Consider the following 25,696-nt stretch of genomic DNA (forward strand, 5'->3'; position numbering starts at 1 on the left):
TTTAAGTGTTATTTAATGATTTATTAGAAAATGAAGAATTATAATATATAAACGTTGTTTTTATTTTAAACATTAGTATGTTGTGTAACCGTGTCTATTAACGGTTATACATATTATGACAAAGAAACTCTGTTTGTTATTTATCTCTATTGGGCTAGTTGTACCTGGTATGTCTTATGCCGATACTGTGATGATACCGCTACCCCCCGGCGTACCATTGCCTCCGCCTAGGCAAGCGATTACTTCATTAGAACATGCTGAAAAAGTGGAACGGAGTAAGAGCAAGCAGGGCAGTAGCATGAATTCGGTGTTTTATATCGAGAAAACGATCACTGATAACTCCAAAAACACCACGACAGATATCTACAAAGATGGCAGTAAGGTGGTGTATAAAGCTGGAAAAGTGGTACAGATGGTACAGCCCAATGGTATGACAACGCTTTTTCTTGGTGATGGTAGTATAAAAGTGATTCATCCTGATGGCAGACTGGTGACTTACCAAAATTCGGCAGAGAGCGCATCGGCTGGATAGTTTTTAAGTTACCTCCAGTATTATATTTTTTATATGGTTCCTATTTGAAATTCACTGATAATGAGAACTTTATTTTCTGTTTAACCTTAACTTGCTTGAAGGTGTAATTCTTTACCATTCCTTTAATTGCATCACCTTATTCCTGCACCTAGAAGTCACATGGGTATATAATAACGCCCAGAATCTGGACGAAGGGGACATTTGCTACAACAATATTGAGAGTAGTAAAACGACGTCTAGGGTAGAATTAATGGATGGCGAAACAATGGGTAGAAAGTTAAGGTAATGGCATGAGTTCATCTGTGTTATTAATTGAGGACGACATAGATTTGGCCGCGACGGTCGTTGATTATCTGTCTCTCGAAAACATTTGTTGTGACCATGCAGCCAATGGTTCCGAAGGTCTGGCTCTTGTGAATAAAATTGAGTTTGATGTGATCATTCTTGATATCAATATGCCGAAAATTGATGGCCTTACCGTGTGCAAGCGGTTAAGAGAGCAGGGCGTCAGCGTACCTATAATCATGTTAACCGCTCGGGATACATTGGATGATAAGCTACTTGGGTTTGAGGCTGGTGCAGATGACTACTTAGTCAAACCTTTTGAACTACTCGAACTAACCGCGAGATTAAAAGCGCTGACGAAAAGGAGCAGTGGCCAAAGCAATAAGCTTTCCATGTGGGGCGTAGAAGCGGATTTTAGCCAGAAAACGCTAACAAGGGATGGCCAGTCAATACAGCTGTCTCCCACAGGTTGGAAGCTACTGGAAGTACTGATGCGTAAGTCGCCTCAGGTCGTGTCGCAGGAGAAACTCTATGCGTCTGTTTGGGGAGATGAGCGGCCCAATAGTAATACGCTTAAAGTTCACATGTTCAAGCTCAGAAAGCAGATAGACAGTAAGTTTGAGTGCAAACTCATTACAACCATAGCGGGGCAAGGGATAGCTTTTAGGGGTTAATTCCTGCATTTCAAAGTGGCTAAACTCACATATATATCCAAAACGTTCTACAAATCGCAACTCACTACCACAATTATCGTTGTGGCTTGTTATTCGTATATCATTGGCTTTTTCATGTTACAGGGCTTCAAAGAAGCGCAGCGCGAGTTTTTGATGAATGAAGCGATTCACTTTGAAAAGCAGTATGAGATCAATGCCAATGCTTCCTTGCCACATACCGCCAGCATTACAGGTTATCTATCTTGGCAAGCCTTACCAGAGTGGATACAAAACACAGTCAGCACGCCCAAATCAGAAGGGCAGCCAAGCTTGCAACGAATACGGTATATCGATGGTCAGGTTACTTGGGTATTTTGGCCAGATAAGACCCTATTCTTGCTGACTTACCCGTTAAAAAATGGCAAAACGCTTTATCTTACCTCTATCTTTTATCCCATCAGCATTACTTTATACAGTGATAACAGACTGAAAAATCTTTTATTGCTCACATTCCCTATCGGACTTATCGTGGGTCTCATTATGCATTTTCTTGCCAGATCTTTATTTTATAAGGCAATGAGTCTATTAAAAAAGTTGGGTGATTGGGTGGACTCGCTACAGCCACAAGATGTCGATAAGCCCGTGCCTAACTTTTATTTTGAAGAGATCAATCGAGTTGCTAGGCAACAGCAATCGAGTTTTATAAAGATTACTCAACTTATCGAGCAAGAGAAGAGTTTTTTGCGTCATGCTAGCCATGAGCTCAGGACACCTATTGCTATTTTGCGTAACAATGGTGAGTTGCTTAACAAGCTAGCAAGTAGTGAGGAGAAATATGCTCCTTCAATTGCAAGAGTGAATCGCGCTGCACTAAATATGCAGCACATTACAGAAACCTTGCTCTGGTTAAGCAGTGATGATGAACGACAAATAAAGGTTGAAACTGTCGACATACATGCGTTAATACAGAGTCTTATCGAAGACAATGCTTATTTGCGTGAAGGCAAAGATATTAAAATTAAAACTGATATTTCAATAGAAAACCTATCTATTGAAGCGATTCCATGCCAACTGGTGATCAACAATATTCTGCGTAACGCATTTCAATATACTCAGCAAGGTAGCGTCGCTATTCATTATTCCAATCAATCCATAGTGATCGAAAATAATGATGATAGTGAAAGCCCTGAACCGATAAGCACCAGTGATTATGGTTATGGGTTAGGGCTTAGATTAGTGGAGCGTATTGTGAGCAAAATTGGCTGGCAGTACCAAAATGAGCTTGTTGATGGTGGCCGTAAAGTCAGCGTCCACTTTTATGCTCCAACAGAGGACGCTTCTTGTTAGGCTTTATCTAACACTTATCGCAAAACTCTTCATCATAACCTTTTGGTGGTGGCGTCCACTCCCGCTCAATTTTCGAATGTTTGTCAGACCTATCCTGTTTCATGCCTAACTTGAGTTGCTCTTCAAGCTGAATGAATAACTTACGGAAGTTATTGTCATAGCGTTCACCTTCAGAGTCATCAAGCCAAGCTTCATATAGTGCATCCGATTGGGCAGCTTCTGTTTTCTTGTATTTAGTTTTTTGTTGCTCAACAAAAAACGGGTGCAAGCCTAGCTCTCGCATTGATGCTGAACCGACTTCTAACGCTGAATGATAGGTTTCCAGCTCTATAATATCTGCCCCCACTTGTCTTAATCGATAGGCATGGCCGCGGTCAAAAGCTCGCGCGAGTACTTTTAGGTTAGGGTGGGAGTGTTTGACATATTTAACAAGCTCGACACTGCTGTCTTGATCATCGATAGCGACAACAAGCAAAGAAGCTTCTTCAATACCAGCGGTGTGTAATAGATCGGGTTTAGTGGCATCACCAAAATAGGCTTTGGTGTTAATTCTGCGTAATGTATCTACTTGCGCAGCTTCATGATCAAGTACGACAGTTTTAATGCCATTAGACACCAGCAAGCGGTTAACAATCTGACCAAATCGGCCAACACCTGCGATAATGACGCTGCCTGTTTCTTCAATAATATCGGCTTCTCTATCATTAGACTTTTGCTCAAATCGGGGCAGAATCACTTTATCAAACAGAATAAATAGACCAGGAGTTAAAAACATCGATAAGGCAACGACAAGAGACAGGGTTTGGGCGATAGACTCGGGAATCACGTGGTTTTGTACCGTAAAGCTCAACAAGACAAAACCAAATTCTCCCGCTTGTGCAAGGCTAAGTGTGAACAGCCAGCGGTCACTGTTCTCTATCTTAAAGGTGGCGGCTAGGGCATAAAGCACCGCCGCTTTTATCAGCATGACCGCTAACGTGATACCTACAATCAGAAATAGGTGGTTAAATAAAATAGTAAAGTCGATACCTGCGCCAACGGTAATAAAAAATAGCCCTAATAATAAGCCTTTAAAGGGATCAATATTCGACTCTAGCTCATGGCGAAACTCGCTATTGGCAAGCACCACACCGGCTAAGAAGGTCCCTAATGCTGGAGATAAATCCACCAAGCTCATGATGGCGGCGATACCGACTACCAGCATAAGAGCCGTCGCAGTAAATATTTCTCTTAGCCCTGAAGTGGCAACAAATCGAAATAATGGCCGACTTAGGTAATGCCCACCGATGACGACACCCGCGATGGAAGCAATAATGACCAGGCCGTATGCCCAGCTAGGCAAGCCTGCGACTAAGCTCAATGTTTGGCTATGATCTGCGGCGGCTTTTACTGCATGTTGAGATTTTGCGATGAGTTCAGGTAACGCCAGTAAGGGAATAAACGCTAGCATGGGTATCACGGCAATGTCTTGAAAAAGTAATACAGAGAAGGCATTTTTGCCTCCATCGGTTTTATTTAAGTTTTTCTCATTGAAGGTTTGTAAGACGATAGCGGTGGATGACAGCGCAAAGATCAAACCGATAGAGAGCGCAACCGACCATACTTGTCCGAATGCAATGGCCACGCCCATCACAACCGCAGCAGTGAGTCCAACTTGCAGGCCACCTAAGCCCATTAAACGGTTTCTCATGTTCCATAAGGTTTTGGGTTCGAGCTCCAACCCCACCAGAAAAAGCATCATTACCACGCCAAACTCTGCAAAATGCTGAATAGTGGTGGTCTCTTTTCCAACTAATCCAAGTACTGGGCCAATGATTACCCCGGCGATGAGGTAGCCCAATACAGAGCCTAACCCTAGCCTTTTTGCAATAGGAACCGCAATGACAGCGGCAACGAGATAAATAAATGCTTGCAGGAAATAATCGGTCATAGTGGACGCTCCGCTATCAGTTCACTCAAATAATGATTGAGTTTTTCCACTTTGCTGGCTTTCTTTAGGTTGACGCGATTTTCACTTAAGGCCAGCAGAAGTTGACGATATTGCTCAACATGGTTATCAATTCTGTTCTCTTCCAAAGCCGTTCTAGAGCCAAAGATGGCAAAAGGAGCAAGGTATTTCATGCCGATCAGGTTAGCGGTTTGTTCGATAGGTTGAAGCAGCTCTCGGATGGTAAAATGGTTGTAACCATCTGTTTGATAAGCATCCGCTTTCCCGCCTGCAGAAATGACGCAAACCAGAGTTTTACCATGCAGAGCTGTGCCTTGCTCTCCATAAGCAAAATCGTATTCAAGCACCAAATCTTGCCACTCTTTTAGTATCGAAGGTGTCGAATACCAATACAGGGGGAATTGAAAGACGATCACGTCATGATCGACGAGTCTCTGCTGCTCCTTGTCGATATCAATATCGTAGGTGGGGTATTCGGCATATAAGTCAACGCAGGTCACGTTGGGTATGCTTTTGGCCATCTTAAATAAAGGCTGATTTACTTCACTGCGACGCTGAGAAGGGTGTGCGTAGAGAACCAGGATTTTCTTATCGGTCATCTTTTGTTGTGTCTCAATGGTTTCGGTGGTGTATCTAGTCTAATCAGAAATTATGCTGCTTTGTCGAGCATAACGCTATCTAAACGAGAATTAGAGCTATGGTTTTGCTCAACTAAACATATCAAGGTTGAGCTTTGTTTGGTGGGGTGAGCGTTCTAGGCTAACGATTGGAGCTGGCATGGCCAAAGCAACAGAGGCCTTACCCTAGCATTATCACGCCTGTGACAGAAGTGATCTGGGTATTAATGCTGTTCAACATAGCCGTGGATTTGTTCAGCTGCGTTTCAGACAATTTTGACACTATTTTATTTTTCTCTACATTCAAACCGTTCGCCCTGGTAGATAGCTCGTTTTTCTCGGTGTTAATTTGGCCAACCTGAGTATACAACGTTCTAAAGTTAATTTCGTTTTGGCTGGTCCTTACGGTCTCGGCTATGGTTGATAGTTCGGCGTTACATGCGTTGAACGCAGTGGCAGTGACATTAACGTTTTCTTGGATAGCCTCAAGCTTATTCATATAATAAGCATCCTTCGCTGCAGTATATACGCCTTGCCAGCCATGGAACTTATGTGTCCAGTAATGGATGTCTATTTTTTGCCCTGGGTAGTATTGTACATACTCTCCGCCATAGATCTTATTGGTAAAAGGGCCAGCTACACTGAAGTAGTTTCCTATTACCCAGTCGTCTTTGTTACCAACCGTAATGGCGCACCACTCTGAAGACTTAAAATCGATACCATCGGAGGTGGATATCGAGATGCCAGGGAATTCATTACTTTTCTCATCACTCATTAATCAATACCGAATTGCAAGTTTGGGTATAAGAAAGGCTTTGAATAATAGTTAGTCAATATGACAAATTGGTTAATACCTGAAAATAAATAACAAAGTGCGTGAAAATTAGGAGTCAATACGTGATCTTGAAGTAACTTGGGTATACATCAAGACAATATTGATGGTTTATCTATTCATCGGGATGAAATTTGTCATTTATGGAAAACTATTTCTTAAATTTCTCGTTGGATTTTGCAAACCAAGGGAGTAAGTGGCCAGCAAGACTATTCCTATCTAGAGTTTTATCAAATAATTGCGCTGATCGTAAAATCAAGGCGTGAATGGCATTGAACTTTGTAGCCAAAATTGGTGATAATGCGGCAATTTTTTTACGGCTCAAAATTAAAGCCGAGTTTTTATGTCGTTAGGAGATGCTATGTCTTTGCAGTATGTACTGCTTCCTATCATTCTTTGTATTGTCGCCGGGTTCATTAATGGTTCTTATGTGACGCCGTCAAAATGGATGAAAGGGTGGAATGATGAAGTTGTTTGGTTGAGTTATACCTTATTTGGTTTCATATTATTGCCCGTATTAAGTGTTTTTGCCCTCGATCCTGAAATTTTTACTCAGATCAGTCAGGTTCCGCGCCATTATATTGAGTTGGTTTTAGTAGGAGGTGTACTTTGGGGGATCAGCCAGCTATTTTTCGTTTTAGCGCTTAAACGGACCGGGTTGGCCGTGAGCTTTGTTGTGAATATTTCTATGGGAACGGCGGGTGGCGCGTTGCTTCCACTGCTTTGGAATCAATCACTTCTTGGGACTAAATATGCCTATTTGCAGCTGTTAGGGGCGGTGATATTTGTTGTCGCTGTGATCACCACGATTTTAGCGGGTGAAGCGAGGCGAGCTTGTCAAGAGACTCATCAAGAAAATAGCCAAGCAAATAGCAGTGTCTTGTATATGATTCTAGGGGTGTTTTTTGCCATTCTTTCTGGGCTGGGTAGTATTATTCAAGGGAACTCTTATACCTATGCGAATCCAACCTTATCGCATGCAGCGATAGAGAATGGGGCGACGTTATTACCAGCGAACACCATTGCTTTCACGCTCATATTTGTCGGTGCGTTTTTGCCTAATGTTATTTATTTTGCCTGTCTTGCTTATCGCAGAAAATCACTATCGAGTTTGCTGCAAAAAGGTGCCGCCACCAATTGGTTCTATGCATTACTAATGGGCGTTGGTGCTTGGGGGTCAGTGCTACTGTTTTGCCAAGCTCAAGCCCTCATCGGTGGGGCGTTAGCGCCAACCATCGCTTGGCCACTGTTTATGATTTTTATCGTGCTTACAGCAAACTTTTGGAGTTTTGTTCACGGTGAATGGAAAGGTGCGGGAGCAAAAGCGAAGAAGTTGATTACCTCATCTTTAGTCCTATTTATTGCTGCTGTCATTGTTTTTGGTGTGAACTCCATTAATAAACCAGATCAGCATGCCGTGGTGGCAAAAACCAGCTCGGCTGGTCAAGTGACTCAGCAAACTTCATAATCTATCACGCAGTAGGGGAGCTGCCGCTCCTCTATTCGTTTTTAATCTTCCTTTAACCCTCGCCAATTACATCGGTTCGAGTTAACCAACCCATTATGCCGCACTAGATGTGTGCAAACGCAGCTTCGGGCTGTTGCCAGGTGACTTTTTTACCTCGTTTAAACTCTCACCCTTGTCATTAAATTGTATGATTTTTCGCCATGGTAAATACAGTGTTTGAGAATCATTTTGTGGACGATTGGTTGAGCCTTTAGCGGTGACTTGTAAGCCTGAAAAATCGTAGTGATATAAAGAATCGGTACCTAGTATTTCCTGCTCTTCAAGTTTGCCATTTTCAAGCACTAAATATGGCTCTCGGGCTGAATCTGGTTCAAAACAAATATCCTCTGAGCGAATCGCTAGTGTTCTCGTTTCATCCAGTATCTGTCCACCGAGTTTGCTAACAGGTATGTCGTCCGCTGAAAGCTGGTTAAGTGGCGAGGTGCCAATGAATTTGGCGACAAATAGCGTGTTGGGGTTTTCGAACACTTCTTGTGGTGTACCAATTTGCTCGATTTCCCCTTTATTTAACACGACCAGTTTATCTGCCAACGTCATGGCTTCGGTTTGATCGTGAGTCACATAGATGGAAATCGCATTGAGCTGTTTGTGCAGCTTTTTGATTTCCATGCGCATATGGTTACGCAGCTGTGCGTCTAGGTTGGAGAGGGGTTCATCAAACAAAAAGATATTAGGCTTTTTCACAATCGCACGGCCAATGGCAATTCGTTGACGTTGGCCACCAGACAACATAGCGGGTTTTCTCTCTAGAAGGTGTTCAACATCTAACATTTTGGCTGTGCGCACAATACGTTCGTGGGCTTCCGCTTTGGGCACTTTTAGGTTTTTCAAACCAAACATCATGTTTTGATAGCAGCTCATATGTGGATAAAGTGCGTAGTTTTGGAACACCATGGCAATTTTACGTTTCGCGGGATCTTTATCATCCATGCGAAACCCATCGTGATCTATGCTGCCAGCTGTAATGCTTTCAAGGCCTGAAATCATTCTAAGTAGTGTGGATTTTCCGCAGCCGCTAGGTCCGACAAGCACCACAAACTCATTCGGTTCGATTGAAAAGCTTAAGCCAGGTGCTTTAATCGCTTCGTAGCCATTGGGGTATTTCTTACTGAGGTTTTTGATAGTTAGCATAATGTTGGCTCCGTTACTTTTCGGTTTGGATCAGGCCTTTAACAAAGAATTTTTGCATGACGATCATAAGGATGATGACAGGTATGGTAGAAACAAGGGTTCCGGCCATGGCTTGCCACCATAAAGGTTGGCTATCTAATGATGTGCTGAGCTGACTTAAGCTCATCGTGATAGTGTAAAACTCAGGCTTCGATGTGATCATCAAAGGCCACAAGTATTGGTTCCAGCCATACACAAACATGATCAGAAAAATAGCGGCGATATTGGTTTTCGATAGTGGTAGTACAATTTTAAATAAGAAGCGGAAATAGCCAGCGTTATCAAGTCTAGCCGCTTCCAGTAATTCAACTGGTATGGTTTCAAAAAATTGTTTGAAGAATAAGGTAGCAGTTGCGGATGCGATCACCGGTAATATCAATCCGGTGTAGCTGTTGATCATATGGAAATCGACAATGATCTGATAGCTTGGCAACATACGTACTTCAATTGGCAGCATCAAGGTTAAGAAGATCACCACAAAGAAAAAGCGCTTAAAGGGTAATCGAAAATAAACTATGGCATACGCCGAGCAGATAGACAGCAGAATTTTGCCAATCGCGATACTCGCGGCCATCACAAAGCTTCGCCACAATAAATCCACATACGGCGGCAAACCTAATACTCCTTTGAACAAGACTTCGTTGATATGATCAATGAGTAAAGAGAGGTTTGGGTAAAGCGGTGCGGTTGAGCCAATCACATCGGTGTTATGAGTGCCAGCCACTGAGATGACCATCCAAAGTGGCAGTAAAATCAGCCCAGCGGATAGGATAAGGAACAAATGCTTTAAGCAAAAATTGAGTGTTTTCATGCGTAGTCCGCCTTAGGCTTTAAGAACTTGCATTGGATATAAACCAGACTGGCTACGATGACGAGCAGCAAGACAGAAAGGACAGCGCCCATGCCTACATTATTGTTTACAAACCCTTTTTGGTAGGTTTCGTACACCAATACATTGGTCGAGTTAGTAGGGCCGCCTTTGGTCGTCACATCAATAAGCCCCACGATGTAACAGAAGCTATAGATGAAATTGACGATCACTAAGTAAAGTGACATTGGCTTGAGCATTGGCACCGTGATCTTAGTAAATTTTCGTACTGTTTTTGCGTTATCGAGTGTCGCCGCTTCGTAAAGTGCCCCTGGGATCCCTTTGTGTGCCGCCAAATAAAACAAGAAGTTGTAGCCGACTTGGTTCCAAATTGCTGCAACGGTTACCAGTATGAAAGCGTTCGTGGTATTGAGTGCCGGGTTCCAATTGATGCCAAGCTCTGTCAAGTAGTGGGGAATGATGCCCACAGATGGAGAGAGAACGAATAGCCAAATCATTCCAGTTACTGGCGGAGCAATCGCGTATGGCAGCATGAAAAAGGTGCGATACAACAAGGAGAGTGGCTTAGATTTTACCGAGTTAACCATGGTCGATAGCACCAGAGTCAATGCCATGACGCCCACCGTAATCAGAATAGCCATTACCACACTAATCAAAAAGCTATGCCAGAATTGAGATGAGCCCAATAACTCGGAGAAATTTTTCAGTCCAACATAGCGCTGAGAAAAGCCAAAGGGGTCGGTTTGAAACAAAGATTGATGAAATTCACTGCCCATAGGCCAGTAAAAAAAGATAACCGAAATGGCTAACTGGGGAAGCAAAAGGATACAAGCGACCCAAGGGTGCTTGTATCCAACTTGCTCAATAGTTTGAGGGTGATTCACCGTGGCTCCTGATTAACTATTGATCGAGTTAAATTGTTGAAGGATCTTCGTTCCTTTTGACTTCAACTGTTCAATGGCTTGAGTAGGAGTAATGTTGCCTTGGAACATACTTTCGATGGCATTGTACCCAGCGTCACGGATTTCAGGGTCGAAACCTAAATGCATGCCTCGCGAGTTATCATCGCCCTTCGGTGCCACTCTGTCTCTTGAAAGCTGATCGTAAGCGACTTTGGTGCCAGGGTTTGCTTTAAAGAAACCAGTGTTGGCAAGGTACTTTTCTGCAGACTTAGTGACAGTGACGTAACCCGTTGCTTTTGCCCATTGTGCTTGAATTTTATCCGAGGTTAGGAATTTCAAGAATGCGGCAGCACCTTGATACTGTGCTTGTGAGTGTCCTTTTAGTGCCCAGATTGATGCACCACCGATAATGCCTTTGTATGGTTTGTTATCAACCGCATTTGGCCAATAAGGCAAGCTCGTCACGCCCAAATTGAACTTAGAGCCATTCTTAAGCTGACCGTATGAGCCAGAAGAGTCGATGAGCATGCCACAGCTGCCATTTTGGAAATAGCTGGTGGCAGCACTATCACGGCCTTTGTATTGGAAGGCGTGCGTTTTGTTCATATCGTTTAACAGGGTGAGCTGCTTGATGAAGTAGTTAGGCTTAGGTAGCAATTCGGTACTGTTGCCGCTGAAGCCGTTTTCGTTATTACCGTAAGGGATGTTTTGAATGGCTGAGAAGTTCTCAAACATCGCCCACATAAACCAAGCGGTGGTAGATCCACATTGAGGTGCACCTTTGACATCCACCAGTTTTTGCGCGTCTTGCTTGAACTCTTGCCATGTTTTAGGCGCTTGAGTTATGCCTGCTTTTTTAAACCAATCTTTGTTGTAGTACAGCACGGGAGTGGATGAGTTAAATGGCATGGAAAGCATTTCGCCAGCGCCATTACTGTAATAAGAGCGTGTTGCTGGAATGAAGTTGTCTTTGTTGAGTGGTGTATCCGTGTTTTTAAACAGTTGTTGGACTGGGTAATACACTCGGTCACCTGCACTCATCATAGTCACGGTACCCGCGTCGTAAACTTGGGTAAGTACGGGCGATGTGTGGCTGCGAACTGAGGCTATCGTAGCCGTCAAGGTGCTTTCGTAGCTGCCTTTGGGCACCGATATGACTTGGTATTTATCTTGTGACTGATTAAATTCGGTGACGATCTTTTGTAGCGTCGTCTGTAACGAGCCAGTCATAGCATTCCAAAAAGGGATCTGAGTCCGCTCTTGAGCCATAGCACTGGTTGATATTAGAGAGGCGACCAACAAGACGGCCTTACTCATGCGCATTTTTTTCATTAGAAAATTCTCGACAACAAGTAGTAGTTGTTCGAAAGCCTAGCAATGAAATATGACAAAGATTTTACGCTCGTTAGATGAAATTAACTCAAAAAATATAAACCAGAAATGAACCATTAAAAATCATTCACATAATGTATCATATTGGGTTTGTCATATATTTATAATATTTCCCATCAAACAAATTGCTACTATTGATTGTTTTGAAATTTAACAAATGGCTTGGGTTTAAATATGCAACCCATTAAGTAGACGGTAGCTTTATATTCAATTAATGGGTACGGAGTGTTGTAAAATTAAATAGATAAATTGATAAAAGTTTATTTTAAGTCTCGTTTTTTTCCTAAAACTAAAAGTTATTTGACGCTGATATCACACTCTGGATGGACTATCATAGCGCAACAAAAATACATTCACCTTTCCGCCTCCAACTGAAAGGTATAACAACAATAAAAACAAGAGAGAATTGGAATGACTAGACGACACTCACCCTATATCCCGCAGCTCACTATAAAAGGCGATCATTTCCAAATTGGCTTTCAACTAGGGCAGTTTTTTAAGGCTGCCATCCAGGAAAGCTTATTAAAAAACCAAGAACTAACCCACCTTCTAGAAAAGTGGTCAGACAGTAACGAATTCGACTGCTTGAAAGCGGACGCACAACAGTTCTCTTCTGGCTATTATGAAGAGGTCAGGGGGATCAGTGAAGGTGCAGGTGTGCCCTTTGATACTATCTTCATGTGGAATTGCCGCGGCGATTTTACCTTTCCTTCGGAGCGAAATGAGACGGCATCTGTTCATGGTTGTACGACCATCTTCCTGCCAGGTACCAATGAAAGCCCCGCCTACATTGCACACAATGAGGATGGGGATGTTGAGTTTTTGGGTAAATGCGCGTGGGTGACGGTGATCCCTGACAACGGCAACATGTTTAAAAGCTTTATCTACCCAGGACTGATTGCTGGTAATGCTATTTCGGTGAATGAAAAAGGCTTAGTGCAAACCATCAATAATATCCGTGCTTATGATGGCAAACCGGGCATTCCAAGACAATTTATCTCAAGAGCCATTTTAGATGCGAATTCACTGGTGGAAGCGATTGAATTATTGCAGCGTAAAGATAGAGCATCTGGTTATCATCATGGTCTAGCACAAGTTGGGGAAAATTATATCTTTAGTGTTGAAACCTCCGCTAATCAATGTGAAGTGATTCAACTGAGAAATAATGAGTTCTATGGTCATGCGAATCATTTAAAATCTTCACGATTAAGAGAATTGCCCAACCGAAAAACCAGCTCTTCTTTGTATCGTGAACGAAGAATGACCTCCATCTTTGACTCTCTTGCGTCGCATTCGAGTGACAAAATTACCACCATATTGTTTGATCAAGAGAAGGGCAGTGAAAACACCCTGTATCGTCAAGGTGACTCTGGAGGTGAGTATGCTCAAACGCTTACGACCGGGATCTTCGAAATCCAAGAGAACCTAGTTAACATTACCTTGCACTTCTCCCCTAAGCATCAATTTACCATCATGGATAGCCTAAATGTTACTCTTTAATGGTTGATTAATGAGTGGAATCGCTAAGGTGATTCCACTGTTTTTTGCTGTTATCGATGAATACTTTCTAAGCCCTCGACCAGAACACGTACTTTTGGCAGCATAAAATGGCTGGCTTGGTAAATCGCATAGGCGGATTCGGGCTGTAAATACCAATCATCCAGAATCGACGTGAGTTTGTTGTCGTTAATCGCTGGCTGGGCAATAAACTTGGGTAGGTAGGCGATGCCTAATCCGGATATTGCTGCCTCTAATAATGCCGTACTGGTATTGCAACGAAACTTACTGTTTATATCGATGTTAACGGGCTCTTTGTTTTGATGACGCAAGGTAATGGAGTGGTGCACGGGATGTCTTTGTCGGTAGGTTAAGCAGTCGACGTGCGCCAGTTGCTCAGGTTGCTTGGGCCTTGAGTGCTTCTTGAAAAAATTCGGCGAGGCGCAAAATACCCAATCTATATCCATCAACTTTTTCGCCACATAGGATTCGGGTGGCCGTTCTGAAATGATTATCGAAACGTCAAAGTTAGGCGCAAGTAGCGTAGCATCTTGGTCTGACAGCTCGAGATCAATTTGCAATTTTGGATGTTCGGCAAGCAGTTGGTTTACGACAGGAATTAACTTGAAATGCGCAAAAGAAATGGGTGAAAGCACTTTTACGAGTCCGGTTGGCTCGGATTGCTGCTTTTCAATCATTGCGTTCGCCCCGTCTAGCTCGGTTAAGATTCGCTCACAGTATCGGTAATAAGCGAGTCCAACTTCGGTAATATGGACTTTTCTTGTGGTTCGATGCAGCAGTTTGACCCCGAGCTCTTGCTCCAACCAATAGATTTCTTTGCTGGCTAATGACTTGGATATTTGTAGCGCGTTGGCCGCCATGGTGTAGCTTTGCGTTTCTACTACTTTGGCAAAGACCGCCATGGCTTTTAGGTTGTTTTGAATATTGCTTTTCACCTTAACGCACCTATCTATTATTGTTTCTATATGGAAACAGTGTTTTTAAATTACATGCTTTGTTTATAAATTAAATGTCGGGCTAGAATAAAGCAAATGGTTATATCCCCTAGTGACTAGGGTTATAGGTTCACAGAACAAAAAACGAGATTCTGTAATGAAGTTTGCTAAGTTTCCAGACCAAATGACATTGGTTTGTTTGATACTCGGTCCGATGGTGGCGATCATCACCCTATCGTTAGACATTTATGCCCCATCTTTGCCGAATATGGCTCGTTCTCTATCAAGCACGACGGTTCAAGCTCAACTTACGATGACGGCTTATACCTTTGCTATGGGTTTTGGCCAACTGATCAGCGGGCCTCTTTCTGATAAGTTTGGCCGCAGAAAAAGTGCTATTGCCGCAATGCTTGTTTATACCTTGGCTTCCGTTGTTTGCGGATTAGTGCAAGATGTAACGGTATTGATTGCTGTTCGTGTTTTACAAGGGCTAGCAGCATCAGCGGCTGTGGTTACCGCTTTCGCCATTATTCGTGACAAATACGCGGGTATTGAAGCGGCGAAAGGGTTTGGCATTTTATCCAGCGCCACTACGCTTGGGACTATCATCGGGCCAGTTATTGGTGGTTTGCTCCAAGAGCACTTTCATAGTTTCCGTGCAGCGTTTGTTGCCCTGTCTTTATTTGGCGCGCTTGCACTCGTCATAGCGGTGATGTTTGTAGAGGACACGTCGAGCTCTCAAGCACCGTCGAGCTTTACATCGGTATTTCGTAATTACGGCAAGATTTTGTCAGACAAGCATTTGTTGAGCTATAGCGTGTTTAGTATTGCAAGTGTCATCTTGTTTTTTACCCTAAGCAGCGTGTCACCGTTTATTTTGATTGAGCAATACCATGTGTCTCAATCTATGTATGGAGTTTATTTTGCGTCTCTTGCTGTGATGTTTATGCTTGGCGCCTTATCGGCCAATAAATATGTGGGGCGTTTGGGTATCAATCGATCTATTTTGATTGGAAGCAGCTTTATGTTGTTTGGCGCGCTAATGATGCTTTTAGCCAACACGTATATTGCTAAAAATGCCCTTACTTTCATTATTCCAGCTTGGTTCTTATTTTGGGGAGTTGCCTTTAGCTTTGGGCCTTCAATTTCAGCGGCGATGGAAAACTACAAAACCATTGCGGGCTCTGCCAGTGCGGCGCTAGCCAGCATTCGTTATGGTTTAGGGAGCGTTATTGGTACAGCATTTTTATCGCTTTATTCTCCGTCATCTATGCATTTAGGTTGGTTCTTCTTAGTACTTGCTGCGATTTTGTTTGCGGTAGTGTTGTCCAAGTTTGCTCGACGCTCTAAGGTATTGAGTCATTAGGAAAGACAGATTATTGGTGTGAGAGTGTCGTGTGACCTAGATTCTATCGGCAGGGGTATTATTGTGAGATTTGTGCGCTGAACTTAACCAGAATGAATAAACGAACGGAGATTCGCTGTTTTGTATGCTATACAATGGGTAACATATGATGAGTTCTGAGAGGCAAGGTAGATGCGCACAATCGTTTTTAATCAAAAGGGTGGAGTAGGGAAGTCGAGCATAACAGTCAACTTGGCGGCCGTGAGTGCCAGTCAGGGGCTCAAAACGTTAGTGTTTGATCTCGATGTGCAAGGAAACAGTAGCCATTATCTCGGCTACGATATCCAACAGAAAAGCGATAAGACCATCGCCGATTTATTTGACCAAACTTCTTCTTGGTTTTCTTTCTCCACGCCAATCAAAGATTTTCCCCACCAGACTGCACATGAAAACCTGGATGTCATCCCATCGAGCCCACGTTTAGCGGCAATGGAAAATGACCTCGAACGCCGATACAAAATCTACAAACTCAGAGAGGCCCTCGACGAGCTCCAGCCAAATTACGATTGTATCTTTATCGACTCCCCACCGAACTTAAATTTTTACAGTAAAGCGGGCCTGATTGCTGCGCAAAAACTGTTGATACCCTTCGACTGTGACAGTTTCTCCCAACAAGCATTAATGACACTGTTAGATAACTTGGCGGAACTTCGTGATGATCATAACCGAGATCTAGAGCTTGAAGGTATCGTGGTCAATATGTACAACTCGCAAGCTCGTTTCCCGCAGCAGATCATCGAATCGGTCAAGTCGCTAGGCTTACCTGTACTCGAGCCTTACCTACCTCAATCGGTCAAAATGAAAGAGTCTCATTTTGAGCAGTCGCCATTGGTCTACAGTCATCCAAAGCACAAATTGACACACAACTTTATCGAGTTGTTTTCTCATTTAGCGGTGGCAAAAACGTTAGAGAAAGAAAAAGCTACCAGTTAAGAGGGATTAGAAGCAGGCTCATAATGATATGAGGAGCCTTTTTTACCTTGCTCCTCTTGGTTTTGCGACGGTTACGCAAAAATGGTTAAGCCACCAGTAAGAATACGAACATCGGAGTCATTGACTGCAGAGCCTACATTGGATAATTGAGCATCAACGCTGTTACTACGTACACTGTTTTGCTCTGAGAGTACATCACAATCTAGTTGCTCTATTTGGCTTTGTTTCAAACGCATTTTGATCTTGTTAATTTCAAAATCTGATAAGGATAAACGCAGATCATTGCTGTTTACGGAAGATTTATTGGAATTTATTTGGTCCAAATTTGTTTCTATATTGCTGGCATTAGCGGAAATTTTGCTATTAATGGCAGACAGCTTCTGACCTACTGTTTCACGTTTCAATCCGGTGGCGGCGGTTTTTGATAAGGTCCAATTATAATGCTTACCCGCTAAGACCCAAGTGAGAGCTGGGCATACTTGGCCATATTCAACCGAAAAGAAACGATTGACCGCTCCTCCGAATATGTTGACAGTACTGCCGATATTAAAGGTATTGGTATCTCCGTTGGTAACGGAATTGTGGGTTCCCCAGTTGCTACTAAAATCTGAGGCTTTCATTGATATTGAGCTCATTTTGTTCCCCTATTTAATGACGAGAATTAAAGGCAGGTTTGGAACATCCATGATCAAATATAAGTGACGTCAATGTGAAGGTATATAAATCCACCTATTTCATTGAGATAGATAACGATTTATTGATCAAGGTTAGTAAATTGTGATGAATATTGAAAGGGAAATATCTGGTCAAATGAGAAAACAAATGTTGCTTAGATCACGTATTACTCGGTATGCAACTTAGCAGCCCGTTATATAGGATCTACTGTGTTATGTTCAAGGTTTTTTGGGAAGGTAAGTGTAAATACCGTTCCTTCACCTAGCGTGCTTCTACAACTGATACTGCCTTGTAGGGTCTTTGTCGCCAGATCATACACTATGTGCATGCCTAGGCCACTACCACCTTTACCATGCTTAGTGGTGAAAAAAGGCTCGAAGATCTTTTTCTGATGTTCATCATTCATGCCGATGCCATTGTCCTTGTATTCAATTTCTACGTCGTTTTCCCGCGTGATTACGGAAATTTCAATTGTGCCCTTATCTATATTTTCAAAACCGTGAGTAACGGAATTCATGATCAAGTTTGTCAGTATTTGCGATAGTGCACCAGGAATAGTGTTGGCGGTAATGGTAGCGGAGCAGAGGATACGAATCTCATGATTGGTTTTCTTTAGCTGTGGCCTTAAGCTGAGTACGATGTCATCAATATATTTTTTCACTTCGATGGTTCTCATTTTCTCACTGGTTTGGTCGACAGCAACACCTTTGAAGCTTTTAATCAGCTCAGACGCTCTCTCTATGTTGGAAATAATAATGTTTGAGATCTCAATGGTGTCTTCGGTGAAATTGTCGAAATCTTGCTGATGAACAGTCCCTTTTTCATTTTGGTTGACTATTTGTTGTGTTTCTTCAATAAGATGCGTCGCAGCAGTAAGTGAAATACCAATGGGTGTATTTATTTCATGAGAGATGCCTGAAACCAATGCACCTAATGCAGCCAGTTTTTGTGACTCTATTAAACTGGTCTCTGCCTCTTTAAGCTTTTCATACGACTTTTTGACCTCGTCGGTTCTTTCTTGCACGGTTTGCTCTAAATTCGCTTTATGTTTGGTTAACTCATCATTTAGGGATTTAAGCTCTGCTTTTTGTATTTGTTGACTGATGAGCATTTGTTGAAACGTTTTCACGGCCTGAATACTGTCTTGTAAATAAGGTGGGCTATTTTCCGGTAAGGTTATATTTTCATTACCACGAGAGAGCTGGATCAAGGAGTCATTGATGTTGATAAGATCGCGAGTCAATCGCTTAGAGAAGTACATTGCTGACAGGATCATCAGTGCAATGGTCATGATTGAGATGCCTGATATCAGGCCACTATCATGCGATGAGCCAGAGGCATCATGGTATTGCCCTGTTAAGCTTTGCCAGCTATGTTTGACGAGGGACTGGGACGTTCTGACCAAGTCATACATGAATTTGTTGGCATTGTTTAGCTCTTTTTCTGCGAGTTTCGCATTGACTGTAGAGAGTTCTATTGCCCCAAAAACAGCGATTTTATACAGAATAAAGTCATCATAGATCCTTTTGTAGATCTCCTTATTATCATGGAATAGCCCTTCGTTTTTCACTAATTCTTGCTCAAGCTTTTCCTCAATTGACAATATTTGTCGAATAATGCTTTTACCTTCTACGTAAACTCTTTCCTCATCTGGCTCGCTGATGGTGGAAATCAGTAAATAGGTCAATTGGTTATGTACGTCTGTTAGATTGATAATCAGTTCTGAAAACTTTGTGATTTCTGGCAGCTGTTGCCTTTCCAGTTTAGCGAAAATGCGCTCATGTTGGGTAATCACGTTGTTGGTTGCGATAAAAAACACAATGGTTAGAAAAATGGCCAATATAGGAGAAACTAAGAACCATCCTCTTATCGAAAGAGACCATAACCCACCACTTTTGAGAGCGTGTTTGTTGTCTTCATTTTCGGACATTTATTTAGGCCACTCTGACGGGTGAATCATACCTTGATAGATGATTTCATTGTTTAATTTTTTGAAAATGACTACCACGGACTCAGGTTTAGGCCAAACTCCTAACCCTTCCTTTAAATTAGAGGTATGCCCGACAAAAACGGTGTTTTGGTTATTATTGGGCGAGTCCAGCATCATTTGGTAAAGTTGATTTCCTAGATACCTTGATTCTTGTTCATCCTTGGTAAGAGAAAATGCAAGATCTGGCTCAATTTGATACTCATTAAACATTATTTTTGCCGTCTCTACACATCGGCAATAAGGGCTAGTAAAGACGTCACCGACGGGTATTTCTAAAGACCGAAAGCTTTGCGATATCCTTTCTAGTTCTTGATATCCTGACTGAGAAATATTTCTCTGCGTGTTGCAGTCATTAAAATCGGGCTTGATAGAGTCTTTTTGTGTTTGATCTGTTGGGCCATGACGCATATAAATGATATAGCCTCCAGATTTTAACGAAGTAATAAGTTCATTACTCGACAGGCGCTCGGCATTCACAGAGAAGAGTGGAGTCATAAAAAGGACAAGGGTCGCAGTCAAGTAGCGGGCTAGTTTTTTCCATCCATAGTTTGTTTGTTTTTTGCATTCCATTGCATCACCTAGATAGACAATCCTTTATCGCTTTAAATAATGGCTTCATTGGTGTTATATCGAAACATCCAATTTGATTTTTAATACACTTGAAGTATAGACCGAATACAGATTTGTCACGTTGGGAGGCGGGTTTCTTGTTTTTGACGCGCTCGAGTCGGAAAGAATGTTTTACTTGACCGTAGTTTCGAGTAGTTTTGTGCTCACTTGACTGCATAAAAAAAGGAAAAGTGCACCATGTAAATACACTCAGTGCACCTTTGCTATGCGTTGTAGTGTTGCCTTAGCTGAATTTATTTAGTGCCATGAAAACTTGATTAACATTGATGAGAACCTAGGTACTGCCTTGCTGGCTCTTGCTCCATGTAACGCCCTAATGTTTTCAGCGGAACATTCCTCAAATCCACCATGATAAGTCCATCTAGCGCACCATTGAACTCAGGGTCAACATTGAAGCAGACTAGCTTGCCATTCATGGACAAGTACTGCCTAAGCAGTACAGGCACGCCTTTACCATTGTCCATACGAGCGATAACTTTGGATAACAGCTGCAAATCTCCAAGCGCGGTGAGTAAACTGGTATTCCAAACGGGTGGTGATGAATGCAACGGATTAGACGCTTCGACATAACTTGCGCTGTCAGTGTCGTAGTAGTGCAGCGTCATCGTGTCGGCTAATAACTGACGAGCTTGTTCACTGTAGTCATTGCTGATGCTAACTGGGCCAAACAGATGCGTATATTGAGGGTTTTGAACAATGACGCGGCCAATCCCTTTCCAAAGTAGCAGTAAGGCGCTCATACTTTTTTGATAAGCGGCTGCGATAACAGAGCGTCCGAGCTCAATGGCTTTCCCCATCTTGTGTAAAAAATGATGGTCGTAGTTGAATAAGGTTGTTGAATAGAGTCCATCCAGGCCGTGGTTGTCCAAGATTTGATCCACCATGCCTAAACGATAAGCTCCCACTAGACATTGGTTATCTCGATCCCAGACAAACAAATGACGATAGTGTTGGTCGAAATCATCGATATCCAATGAACGTCCCGTGCCTTCGCCAACGGCGCGAAAATTTTCTTCTCGTAATCGACCAATTTCATGCAAGATCGCCGGAATATGCTCCGAAGTCGTGCAGTAGACATCAAATTCCCCACTACTTAAAAGGTGGTGTTTTGTGGGTATATTTTCTATATCGTCGAGAAGGCTTGCCAAAGATAACGCTGGCGCTAAAGGCGACTCGATTTGATGACAGGGAGAGGGATTGCGCTTAGTTTGATGTGAAGGGTTGAGCAAATAAGTATTGAGTCGGACATAGCTGACGATTTGCCCATCTTTTATCCGATGGAGTTCTTTGTATTTGATCGGTTCGCCAATGGATATATTGATGTTTTGCTGATGTTTATTGAGAAGTTCACGGCCTAGCATTAAGGTTCGTAAAAAGGGGTGCACTTTTCCAGCCATATAGAAGCTTTTTGAGTTGGCTCCCTGGATAAAAACAGGCACAGTGGTCGCTTTGCTACTTTTTATGAAGGCGCTGACAGAGCGACTCCATTCTTTATCTTCTAGTCGCTGAGTTTTTCTATCGACCATCTGTGATACTTCGCCTGCAGGGAAGATCAGTAAAAGCCCCCCTTGATTGAGGTGATCTCGAGCTTGTCGATAAGCGTTGCGGTTTGCGGTATTGGCTTGCTGACCTTCAAACACATCCACACCAATAAAAAGCTCATCTAACTCAGGAATGTTTTTTAGATAATGATTAGCTAAGACTTTAACGTCAGGTCTAATCATCAATAGTAGCTCAGCGAGAATGACGCCTTCAACACAACCTAGTGGATGATTGGCTACCACCAACGTTGAGCCATGTGTGGGCACTCCGGTAAGTTCTCCATGAGTGACTTTATACTGAATACCTAGGGTTTCTAAAGTGTAACGAAGAAATGAAGAGGTAGTGCAGCCTAGTGGGCGTTCGGCATAGAATTTATCCAGCTTGCTTAATCCTATGGCCCACTCAGCGATGTTTTCACCGATTCCAAATGGGGTTTTTCTCGGCAAACGAAACGGGCTAGTCATGTCCTTAACAACCTTTGCTTGTTTATCGCATGGCTAATGCTATCTCGGATGTATGACAGAAAAAGTGCTCAGCGGTTAAAGTGATGTTAACGAATGTTTAACCTTTAATGACAGGGGATAGTTTTAATCGGTGCTTACGCCAAAAATTAGAGAATTATCTAGCGAGATTTAAATAATACTGGGCATATCTTTTTTTAACGCAATTAAAAACGTTTGGTGAGAAGTTTTAGTATTTTTATAATCTAATGGAAATATTATTAAATAGACGTGATAAATTAAAATTAAATCTTAATTTTCATTTAACATTTTCGCCTGTTAATTGTGTTTAATTGCGCTTTGAAATCATAACGCTACCTGAGATTTCTGTAAGTAAAGGATAACTTGGGTATATAAGCTCCGGGTATACCGTTGAAGTAGGAAGCGCTCAATGACCAAAACAGCTGTAGTAACAGGTGCGTCAAAATGTATCGGAAAAGCAATGGCGCAATATCTTGCGCACCGAGGGTACAATTTAATTTTGATTGCTAGGGATGGTAACGCGATGCACCAACTAAAGGGTGAAATTCTTGAATCCTACCCAAGCTTGCAGATTGATGTGCACCCGCTTGACCTTGCCAATTGCAAGGTCTCGATACCCAAGTTGCAAGAAATAGCGAGCTCAGTGAGTAAAGTGGATGTGCTATTCAATAATGCTGGAATTGCTTACCCGGGCACCTTAGATCTCGACTTTGAACAGTTTTCAGAAATGATGGACTTGAATGTAAAAGGTGTGTTTGCGGTTGCAAAGATCTTTGGTGAGAAAATGAAACAACAGCGCGATGGCTACATCTTCAATATTGCGTCGGTAGCTGGAAAACGTTCGCTTTCGTATTTAGGAGGCTACTGCGCATCAAAATATGCGGTGGTGGGATTCAATTCCGCGCTAAGGCAAGAACTTTCACCCTACAACGTAAAAGTCACCGCTTTGTGCCCAGGAATAAGCGATGCCACCATGACGAAAGGGATCAACATGATCAGCCAGGATAAGCTTGGCTCTTGGGAAGTGATCCATGCGGTTGAATACCTTCTTAATAGTGGTTCAAACACGGTTGTAGAAACGCTCGATATTGAACTCAACTTGACACTGTACCCTAGGATAAACACATCACCTTCTTCTCCCAAATATATTCTTGATGAGACTTAAACCACTCAATCACAAAACATCAGTGTCGAGCAGTTAAAAGTTATTGAGTGTAAAAATAGAGAAACTCACGAGTTATGATAATTTGGTTGCATTAAATCTACTTGCCTATTTACGTTAGGAAGAGGGTGATGCTAGAGCAAATCAAAGAAAAATTAACTCGTGCTGGAATACAATTTGTCCGTTTTCAATACTGTGATAACGCCAATATTGTCCGCGCTAAGGCTGTCCCCATCGATAGGCTGGAGCACTTCTCTCAATATGGGGTAGGTTTAACCAAAGCCGCCCAGGCTCAGCCCGCGATGTTTGATACGGTCGTCGCCAATCCAGTTGGCCTTTCTCCAGTTGGCGAAGTAAGGCTGATGCCAGATTGGTCGAGCTTACAACTACTGCCGTACTCAACCAAACACGCTAGCGTCATGTGTGCAATGCATGACCAGGGGGCTATGTGGGAGTATTGCCCACGAGGCTTTTTGAACAAAATGGTGGCGATGGCAAAAGATGCGGGTATTGAGCTTAAAATGGGGCAAGAGTTTGAATTTATCTTGCTAAAGCATGCTTCAGAGGAATGCACACCTTCACAACCAAGCGATAGCTGTATTTATGCCGAGTCAATGGCACTAGATTTATCCGCGGACATTTTAGAGCGAATCACGGAGTCTCTCAGCGCGCAAGATATTGGGGTGAATTTAGTCCATGCTGAGTCTGCACCTGGCCAATTTGAGATCTCCTTGCAACATACCGACGTTTTACAGTGCGCCGATCAAAATGTTTGGTTTCGTCAAACGGTAAAAGCCATTGCAGCGCAATCTGGCTTTGTCGCCAGCTTTTTGCCGAAGCCCTACGAAGAATCCGCAGGCAGTGGCTGTCATCTGAATGTTAGCTTATGGCGCAAGGGTAAAAATATCTTCTGCGACCCATCTAAACAGTATGCACTGAGTGAAGAGGCTCAATGTTTTATGGCTGGAGTGTTGTGTCATTTGCCAGCGATTATGGCGGTGACGGCTCCCAGTGTGAACTCTTATCGTCGCTTCTTACCTCACTACTGGAGTGGAGCATTTGGGAGTTGGGGAGAGCAAAATCGAGAGGCCGCCCTTAGACTCGCTGGTTTTGATCAGAGCCCAACTCGATTTGAGCTAAAAACGATGGATGCATCAGCCAATCCTTATTTAGCACTCGGTGTGGTTATTGCCGCTGGGATGGATGGGGTAGTAAACAAGATGCAGCTTCCCCCACCATGCAATCAAGATCCCGGGCTACTTTCGGAGCAGCAAAGAAAGCAACGCAATATTTATCGTCTACCCACCACTTTATTTGAAGCGCTGGCTGAGTATAAAAGTAATGACATGCTAAAAGCGTCCATGGGAGAGAACCTGCAGCAAGCTTTTCAATCTGTGCGTCAAGCTGAATGGGATTATATCAGTGGCCTGTCTTTTGATGAGGAAGTGAAGCTACTACTGAACCGATATTGAAGTGGTTCGGTGAAGCTATGATATACTCTCGTCATTTGTGTTATTTACCTTTCTGAGCTTGGCTCAGGCAAGCTCATAGTCGGACAAATTCAATGAAAAAAGTGCTAATTATTATTCCTGCCCGTTACGGAAGTACGCGTTTACCAGGAAAGCCAATGCTGAAAATTGCTGGCCGAGAAATGTTGCTAAGAGTGGCCGATATTGCGCACCATGTGTGCAGTAAAAACGAGCACTGCGATTTTGTCATTGCCACCGATGATGAGTGTATTGGTGAACTTTGCAAACAACACAATATCGCTTTCCAGTACACATCAGAACACTGCAAAAGTGGCACAGAGCGTTGTTACGATCTTATTGGTAAGCTTGAGAGCAAACCAGACTTTATCATCAACTTACAAGGTGATAATCCCCTGTGCCCACCTTGGTTTATCCAATCGCTTATCGATTCTTGGAGTCAGTCCAACCTCGGCGAAGTCTTTACACCTTTTGTTAGACTCAACTGGGACGAGCTAAATACGCTCAGAGAAACCAAAGCAGTCACGCCTTTTAGTGGTACCACGGTACAAGTGGATAAAAACATGTGTGCGTTGACGTTTAGTAAAAATATTGTCCCCGCGATTCGCAAAGAGCAGGATATGCAAAAGCAAAGTGAGTACTCACCAGTGCTTAGACATATTGGCTTATATGGCTATACCCTTGATGCTCTGAAAGCGTATTTATCGATGGACGAAAGCCTGTATGAGCAGTGTGAAGGGCTGGAGCAAATGCGATTTGTTGAAAATGCCGTGCCAGTCAAGATGGTTGAAGTAAGCTACCAAGGTCGCGATGGAATGAGTGGTGTGGATAGCCCTGAAGACATTGAGCGAGCGGAAAAGATCATTGCTAAAAATGGTGAATTTGATATTAACCAGCTGTGA

General features: G+C 42.8%; 22 protein-coding genes. 10 read left to right on the forward strand and 12 right to left on the reverse strand.

Annotated elements, in window-relative coordinates; all coding sequences use genetic code 11:
- Positions 1 to 115 precede the first annotated feature (115 nt).
- From M9194_RS05760 to M9194_RS05770, 3 genes are all read left to right on the forward strand, one after another.
- The gene (locus tag M9194_RS05760) at positions 116 to 532 is read left to right on the forward strand and encodes a hypothetical protein (RefSeq protein ID WP_250611677.1); all 417 of its coding nucleotides are present in this window, start codon (positions 116 to 118) and stop codon (positions 530 to 532) included.
- A gap of 290 nt (positions 533 to 822) precedes the next feature.
- Complete coding sequence (locus M9194_RS05765) at positions 823 to 1,491, forward strand: response regulator transcription factor (protein ID WP_250611678.1); 669 nt, start codon at positions 823 to 825, stop codon at positions 1,489 to 1,491.
- 114 nt (positions 1,492 to 1,605) lie between these two features.
- Positions 1,606 to 2,817: a sensor histidine kinase gene (locus M9194_RS05770; protein ID WP_250611679.1), complete on the forward strand. Its 1,212-nt coding sequence runs from the start codon at positions 1,606 to 1,608 to the stop codon at positions 2,815 to 2,817.
- Between the two features lie 7 nt (positions 2,818 to 2,824).
- Here M9194_RS05770 and M9194_RS05775 read toward each other — a convergent pair whose 3' ends face one another.
- The 3 genes from M9194_RS05775 to M9194_RS05785 all read right to left on the reverse strand — a co-directional run bounded on the left by M9194_RS05775 (position 2,825) and on the right by M9194_RS05785 (position 6,157).
- On the reverse strand, positions 2,825 to 4,747 hold the full coding sequence (locus M9194_RS05775) for a monovalent cation:proton antiporter-2 (CPA2) family protein (protein WP_250611680.1): 1,923 nt from the start codon (positions 4,745 to 4,747) through the stop codon (positions 2,825 to 2,827).
- Positions 4,744 to 5,364 carry an NAD(P)H-dependent oxidoreductase gene (locus M9194_RS05780; RefSeq protein WP_250611681.1) on the reverse strand — a complete coding sequence of 207 codons (621 nt, stop codon included), beginning with the start codon at positions 5,362 to 5,364 and terminating at the stop codon, positions 4,744 to 4,746. Before M9194_RS05780 ends, M9194_RS05775 begins: the two co-directional genes overlap by 4 nt.
- 199 nt (positions 5,365 to 5,563) lie before the next feature.
- A complete protein-coding gene (locus tag M9194_RS05785; protein ID WP_250611682.1) occupies positions 5,564 to 6,157 on the reverse strand; it encodes a hypothetical protein in 594 nt (197 codons plus the stop codon).
- A 418-nt stretch (positions 6,158 to 6,575) separates the two neighbouring features.
- Here M9194_RS05785 and M9194_RS05790 point away from each other — a divergent pair, with 418 nt between their 5' ends.
- Positions 6,576 to 7,682 (forward strand): L-rhamnose/proton symporter RhaT, encoded by a 1,107-nt coding sequence (locus M9194_RS05790; protein WP_250611683.1) that lies wholly within the window; start codon positions 6,576 to 6,578, stop codon positions 7,680 to 7,682.
- Positions 7,683 to 7,775: 93 nt separating this feature from the next.
- On the opposite strand, the gene M9194_RS05795 is transcribed toward M9194_RS05790, so the two are convergent.
- The 4 genes from M9194_RS05795 to M9194_RS05810 are packed head-to-tail and all read right to left on the reverse strand — an operon-like array spanning position 7,776 to position 11,975.
- Entirely contained in the window at positions 7,776 to 8,873 is a 1,098-nt protein-coding gene (locus tag M9194_RS05795; protein WP_250611684.1) for an ABC transporter ATP-binding protein, read from the reverse strand.
- A gap of 13 nt (positions 8,874 to 8,886) precedes the next feature.
- Entirely contained in the window at positions 8,887 to 9,723 is an 837-nt protein-coding gene (locus M9194_RS05800) for an ABC transporter permease subunit (RefSeq protein ID WP_250611685.1), read from the reverse strand.
- Positions 9,720 to 10,625, reverse strand: a complete 906-nt coding sequence (locus M9194_RS05805; RefSeq protein ID WP_250611686.1) for a carbohydrate ABC transporter permease — start codon at positions 10,623 to 10,625, stop codon at positions 9,720 to 9,722. Before M9194_RS05805 ends, M9194_RS05800 begins: the two co-directional genes overlap by 4 nt.
- Before the next feature lie 12 nt (positions 10,626 to 10,637).
- A complete protein-coding gene (locus M9194_RS05810; RefSeq protein ID WP_250611687.1) occupies positions 10,638 to 11,975 on the reverse strand; it encodes an extracellular solute-binding protein in 1,338 nt (445 codons plus the stop codon).
- Positions 11,976 to 12,446: 471 nt separating this feature from the next.
- On the opposite strand from M9194_RS05810, the gene M9194_RS05815 reads away from it, so the two are divergent.
- Positions 12,447 to 13,535, forward strand: coding sequence for a C45 family autoproteolytic acyltransferase/hydrolase (locus tag M9194_RS05815; RefSeq protein ID WP_250611688.1), 1,089 nt, complete (start codon positions 12,447 to 12,449; stop codon positions 13,533 to 13,535).
- Between the two features lie 50 nt (positions 13,536 to 13,585).
- Here the strand turns inward: M9194_RS05815 and M9194_RS05820 are convergent, their stop codons facing one another.
- Positions 13,586 to 14,488: a LysR family transcriptional regulator gene (locus M9194_RS05820; protein WP_250611689.1), complete on the reverse strand. Its 903-nt coding sequence runs from the start codon at positions 14,486 to 14,488 to the stop codon at positions 13,586 to 13,588.
- Between the two features lie 157 nt (positions 14,489 to 14,645).
- Here M9194_RS05820 and M9194_RS05825 point away from each other — a divergent pair, with 157 nt between their 5' ends.
- Positions 14,646 to 15,854 carry a multidrug effflux MFS transporter gene (locus M9194_RS05825; RefSeq protein WP_250611690.1) on the forward strand — a complete coding sequence of 403 codons (1,209 nt, stop codon included), beginning with the start codon at positions 14,646 to 14,648 and terminating at the stop codon, positions 15,852 to 15,854.
- A 171-nt stretch (positions 15,855 to 16,025) separates the two neighbouring features.
- Positions 16,026 to 16,826, forward strand: a complete 801-nt coding sequence (locus M9194_RS05830) for a ParA family protein (protein ID WP_250611691.1) — start codon at positions 16,026 to 16,028, stop codon at positions 16,824 to 16,826.
- Positions 16,827 to 16,897: 71 nt separating this feature from the next.
- Here the strand turns inward: M9194_RS05830 and M9194_RS05835 are convergent, their stop codons facing one another.
- The 4 genes from M9194_RS05835 to M9194_RS05850 all read right to left on the reverse strand — a co-directional run bounded on the left by M9194_RS05835 (position 16,898) and on the right by M9194_RS05850 (position 22,127).
- On the reverse strand, positions 16,898 to 17,461 hold the full coding sequence (locus M9194_RS05835; RefSeq protein ID WP_250611692.1) for a hypothetical protein: 564 nt from the start codon (positions 17,459 to 17,461) through the stop codon (positions 16,898 to 16,900).
- A 233-nt stretch (positions 17,462 to 17,694) separates the two neighbouring features.
- A complete protein-coding gene (locus M9194_RS05840) occupies positions 17,695 to 19,431 on the reverse strand; it encodes an ATP-binding protein (protein WP_250611693.1) in 1,737 nt (578 codons plus the stop codon).
- Positions 19,432 to 20,061 carry a histidine phosphatase family protein gene (locus M9194_RS05845; RefSeq protein WP_250611694.1) on the reverse strand — a complete coding sequence of 210 codons (630 nt, stop codon included), beginning with the start codon at positions 20,059 to 20,061 and terminating at the stop codon, positions 19,432 to 19,434.
- A gap of 317 nt (positions 20,062 to 20,378) precedes the next feature.
- A complete protein-coding gene (locus tag M9194_RS05850) occupies positions 20,379 to 22,127 on the reverse strand; it encodes a bifunctional lysophospholipid acyltransferase family protein/GNAT family N-acetyltransferase (protein WP_250611695.1) in 1,749 nt (582 codons plus the stop codon).
- Positions 22,128 to 22,554: 427 nt separating this feature from the next.
- Here M9194_RS05850 and M9194_RS05855 point away from each other — a divergent pair, with 427 nt between their 5' ends.
- From M9194_RS05855 to M9194_RS05865, 3 genes are all read left to right on the forward strand, one after another.
- Entirely contained in the window at positions 22,555 to 23,310 is a 756-nt protein-coding gene (locus M9194_RS05855) for an SDR family NAD(P)-dependent oxidoreductase (RefSeq protein WP_250611696.1), read from the forward strand.
- A 128-nt stretch (positions 23,311 to 23,438) separates the two neighbouring features.
- A complete protein-coding gene (locus M9194_RS05860) occupies positions 23,439 to 24,779 on the forward strand; it encodes a glutamine synthetase family protein (RefSeq protein WP_250611697.1) in 1,341 nt (446 codons plus the stop codon).
- A 92-nt stretch (positions 24,780 to 24,871) separates the two neighbouring features.
- Positions 24,872 to 25,696: a 3-deoxy-manno-octulosonate cytidylyltransferase gene (locus M9194_RS05865; protein WP_250611698.1), complete on the forward strand. Its 825-nt coding sequence runs from the start codon at positions 24,872 to 24,874 to the stop codon at positions 25,694 to 25,696.

The organism is Vibrio sinus (assembly GCF_023634645.1).
In the GTDB taxonomy this organism is placed as follows: domain Bacteria; phylum Pseudomonadota; class Gammaproteobacteria; order Enterobacterales; family Vibrionaceae; genus Vibrio; species Vibrio sinus.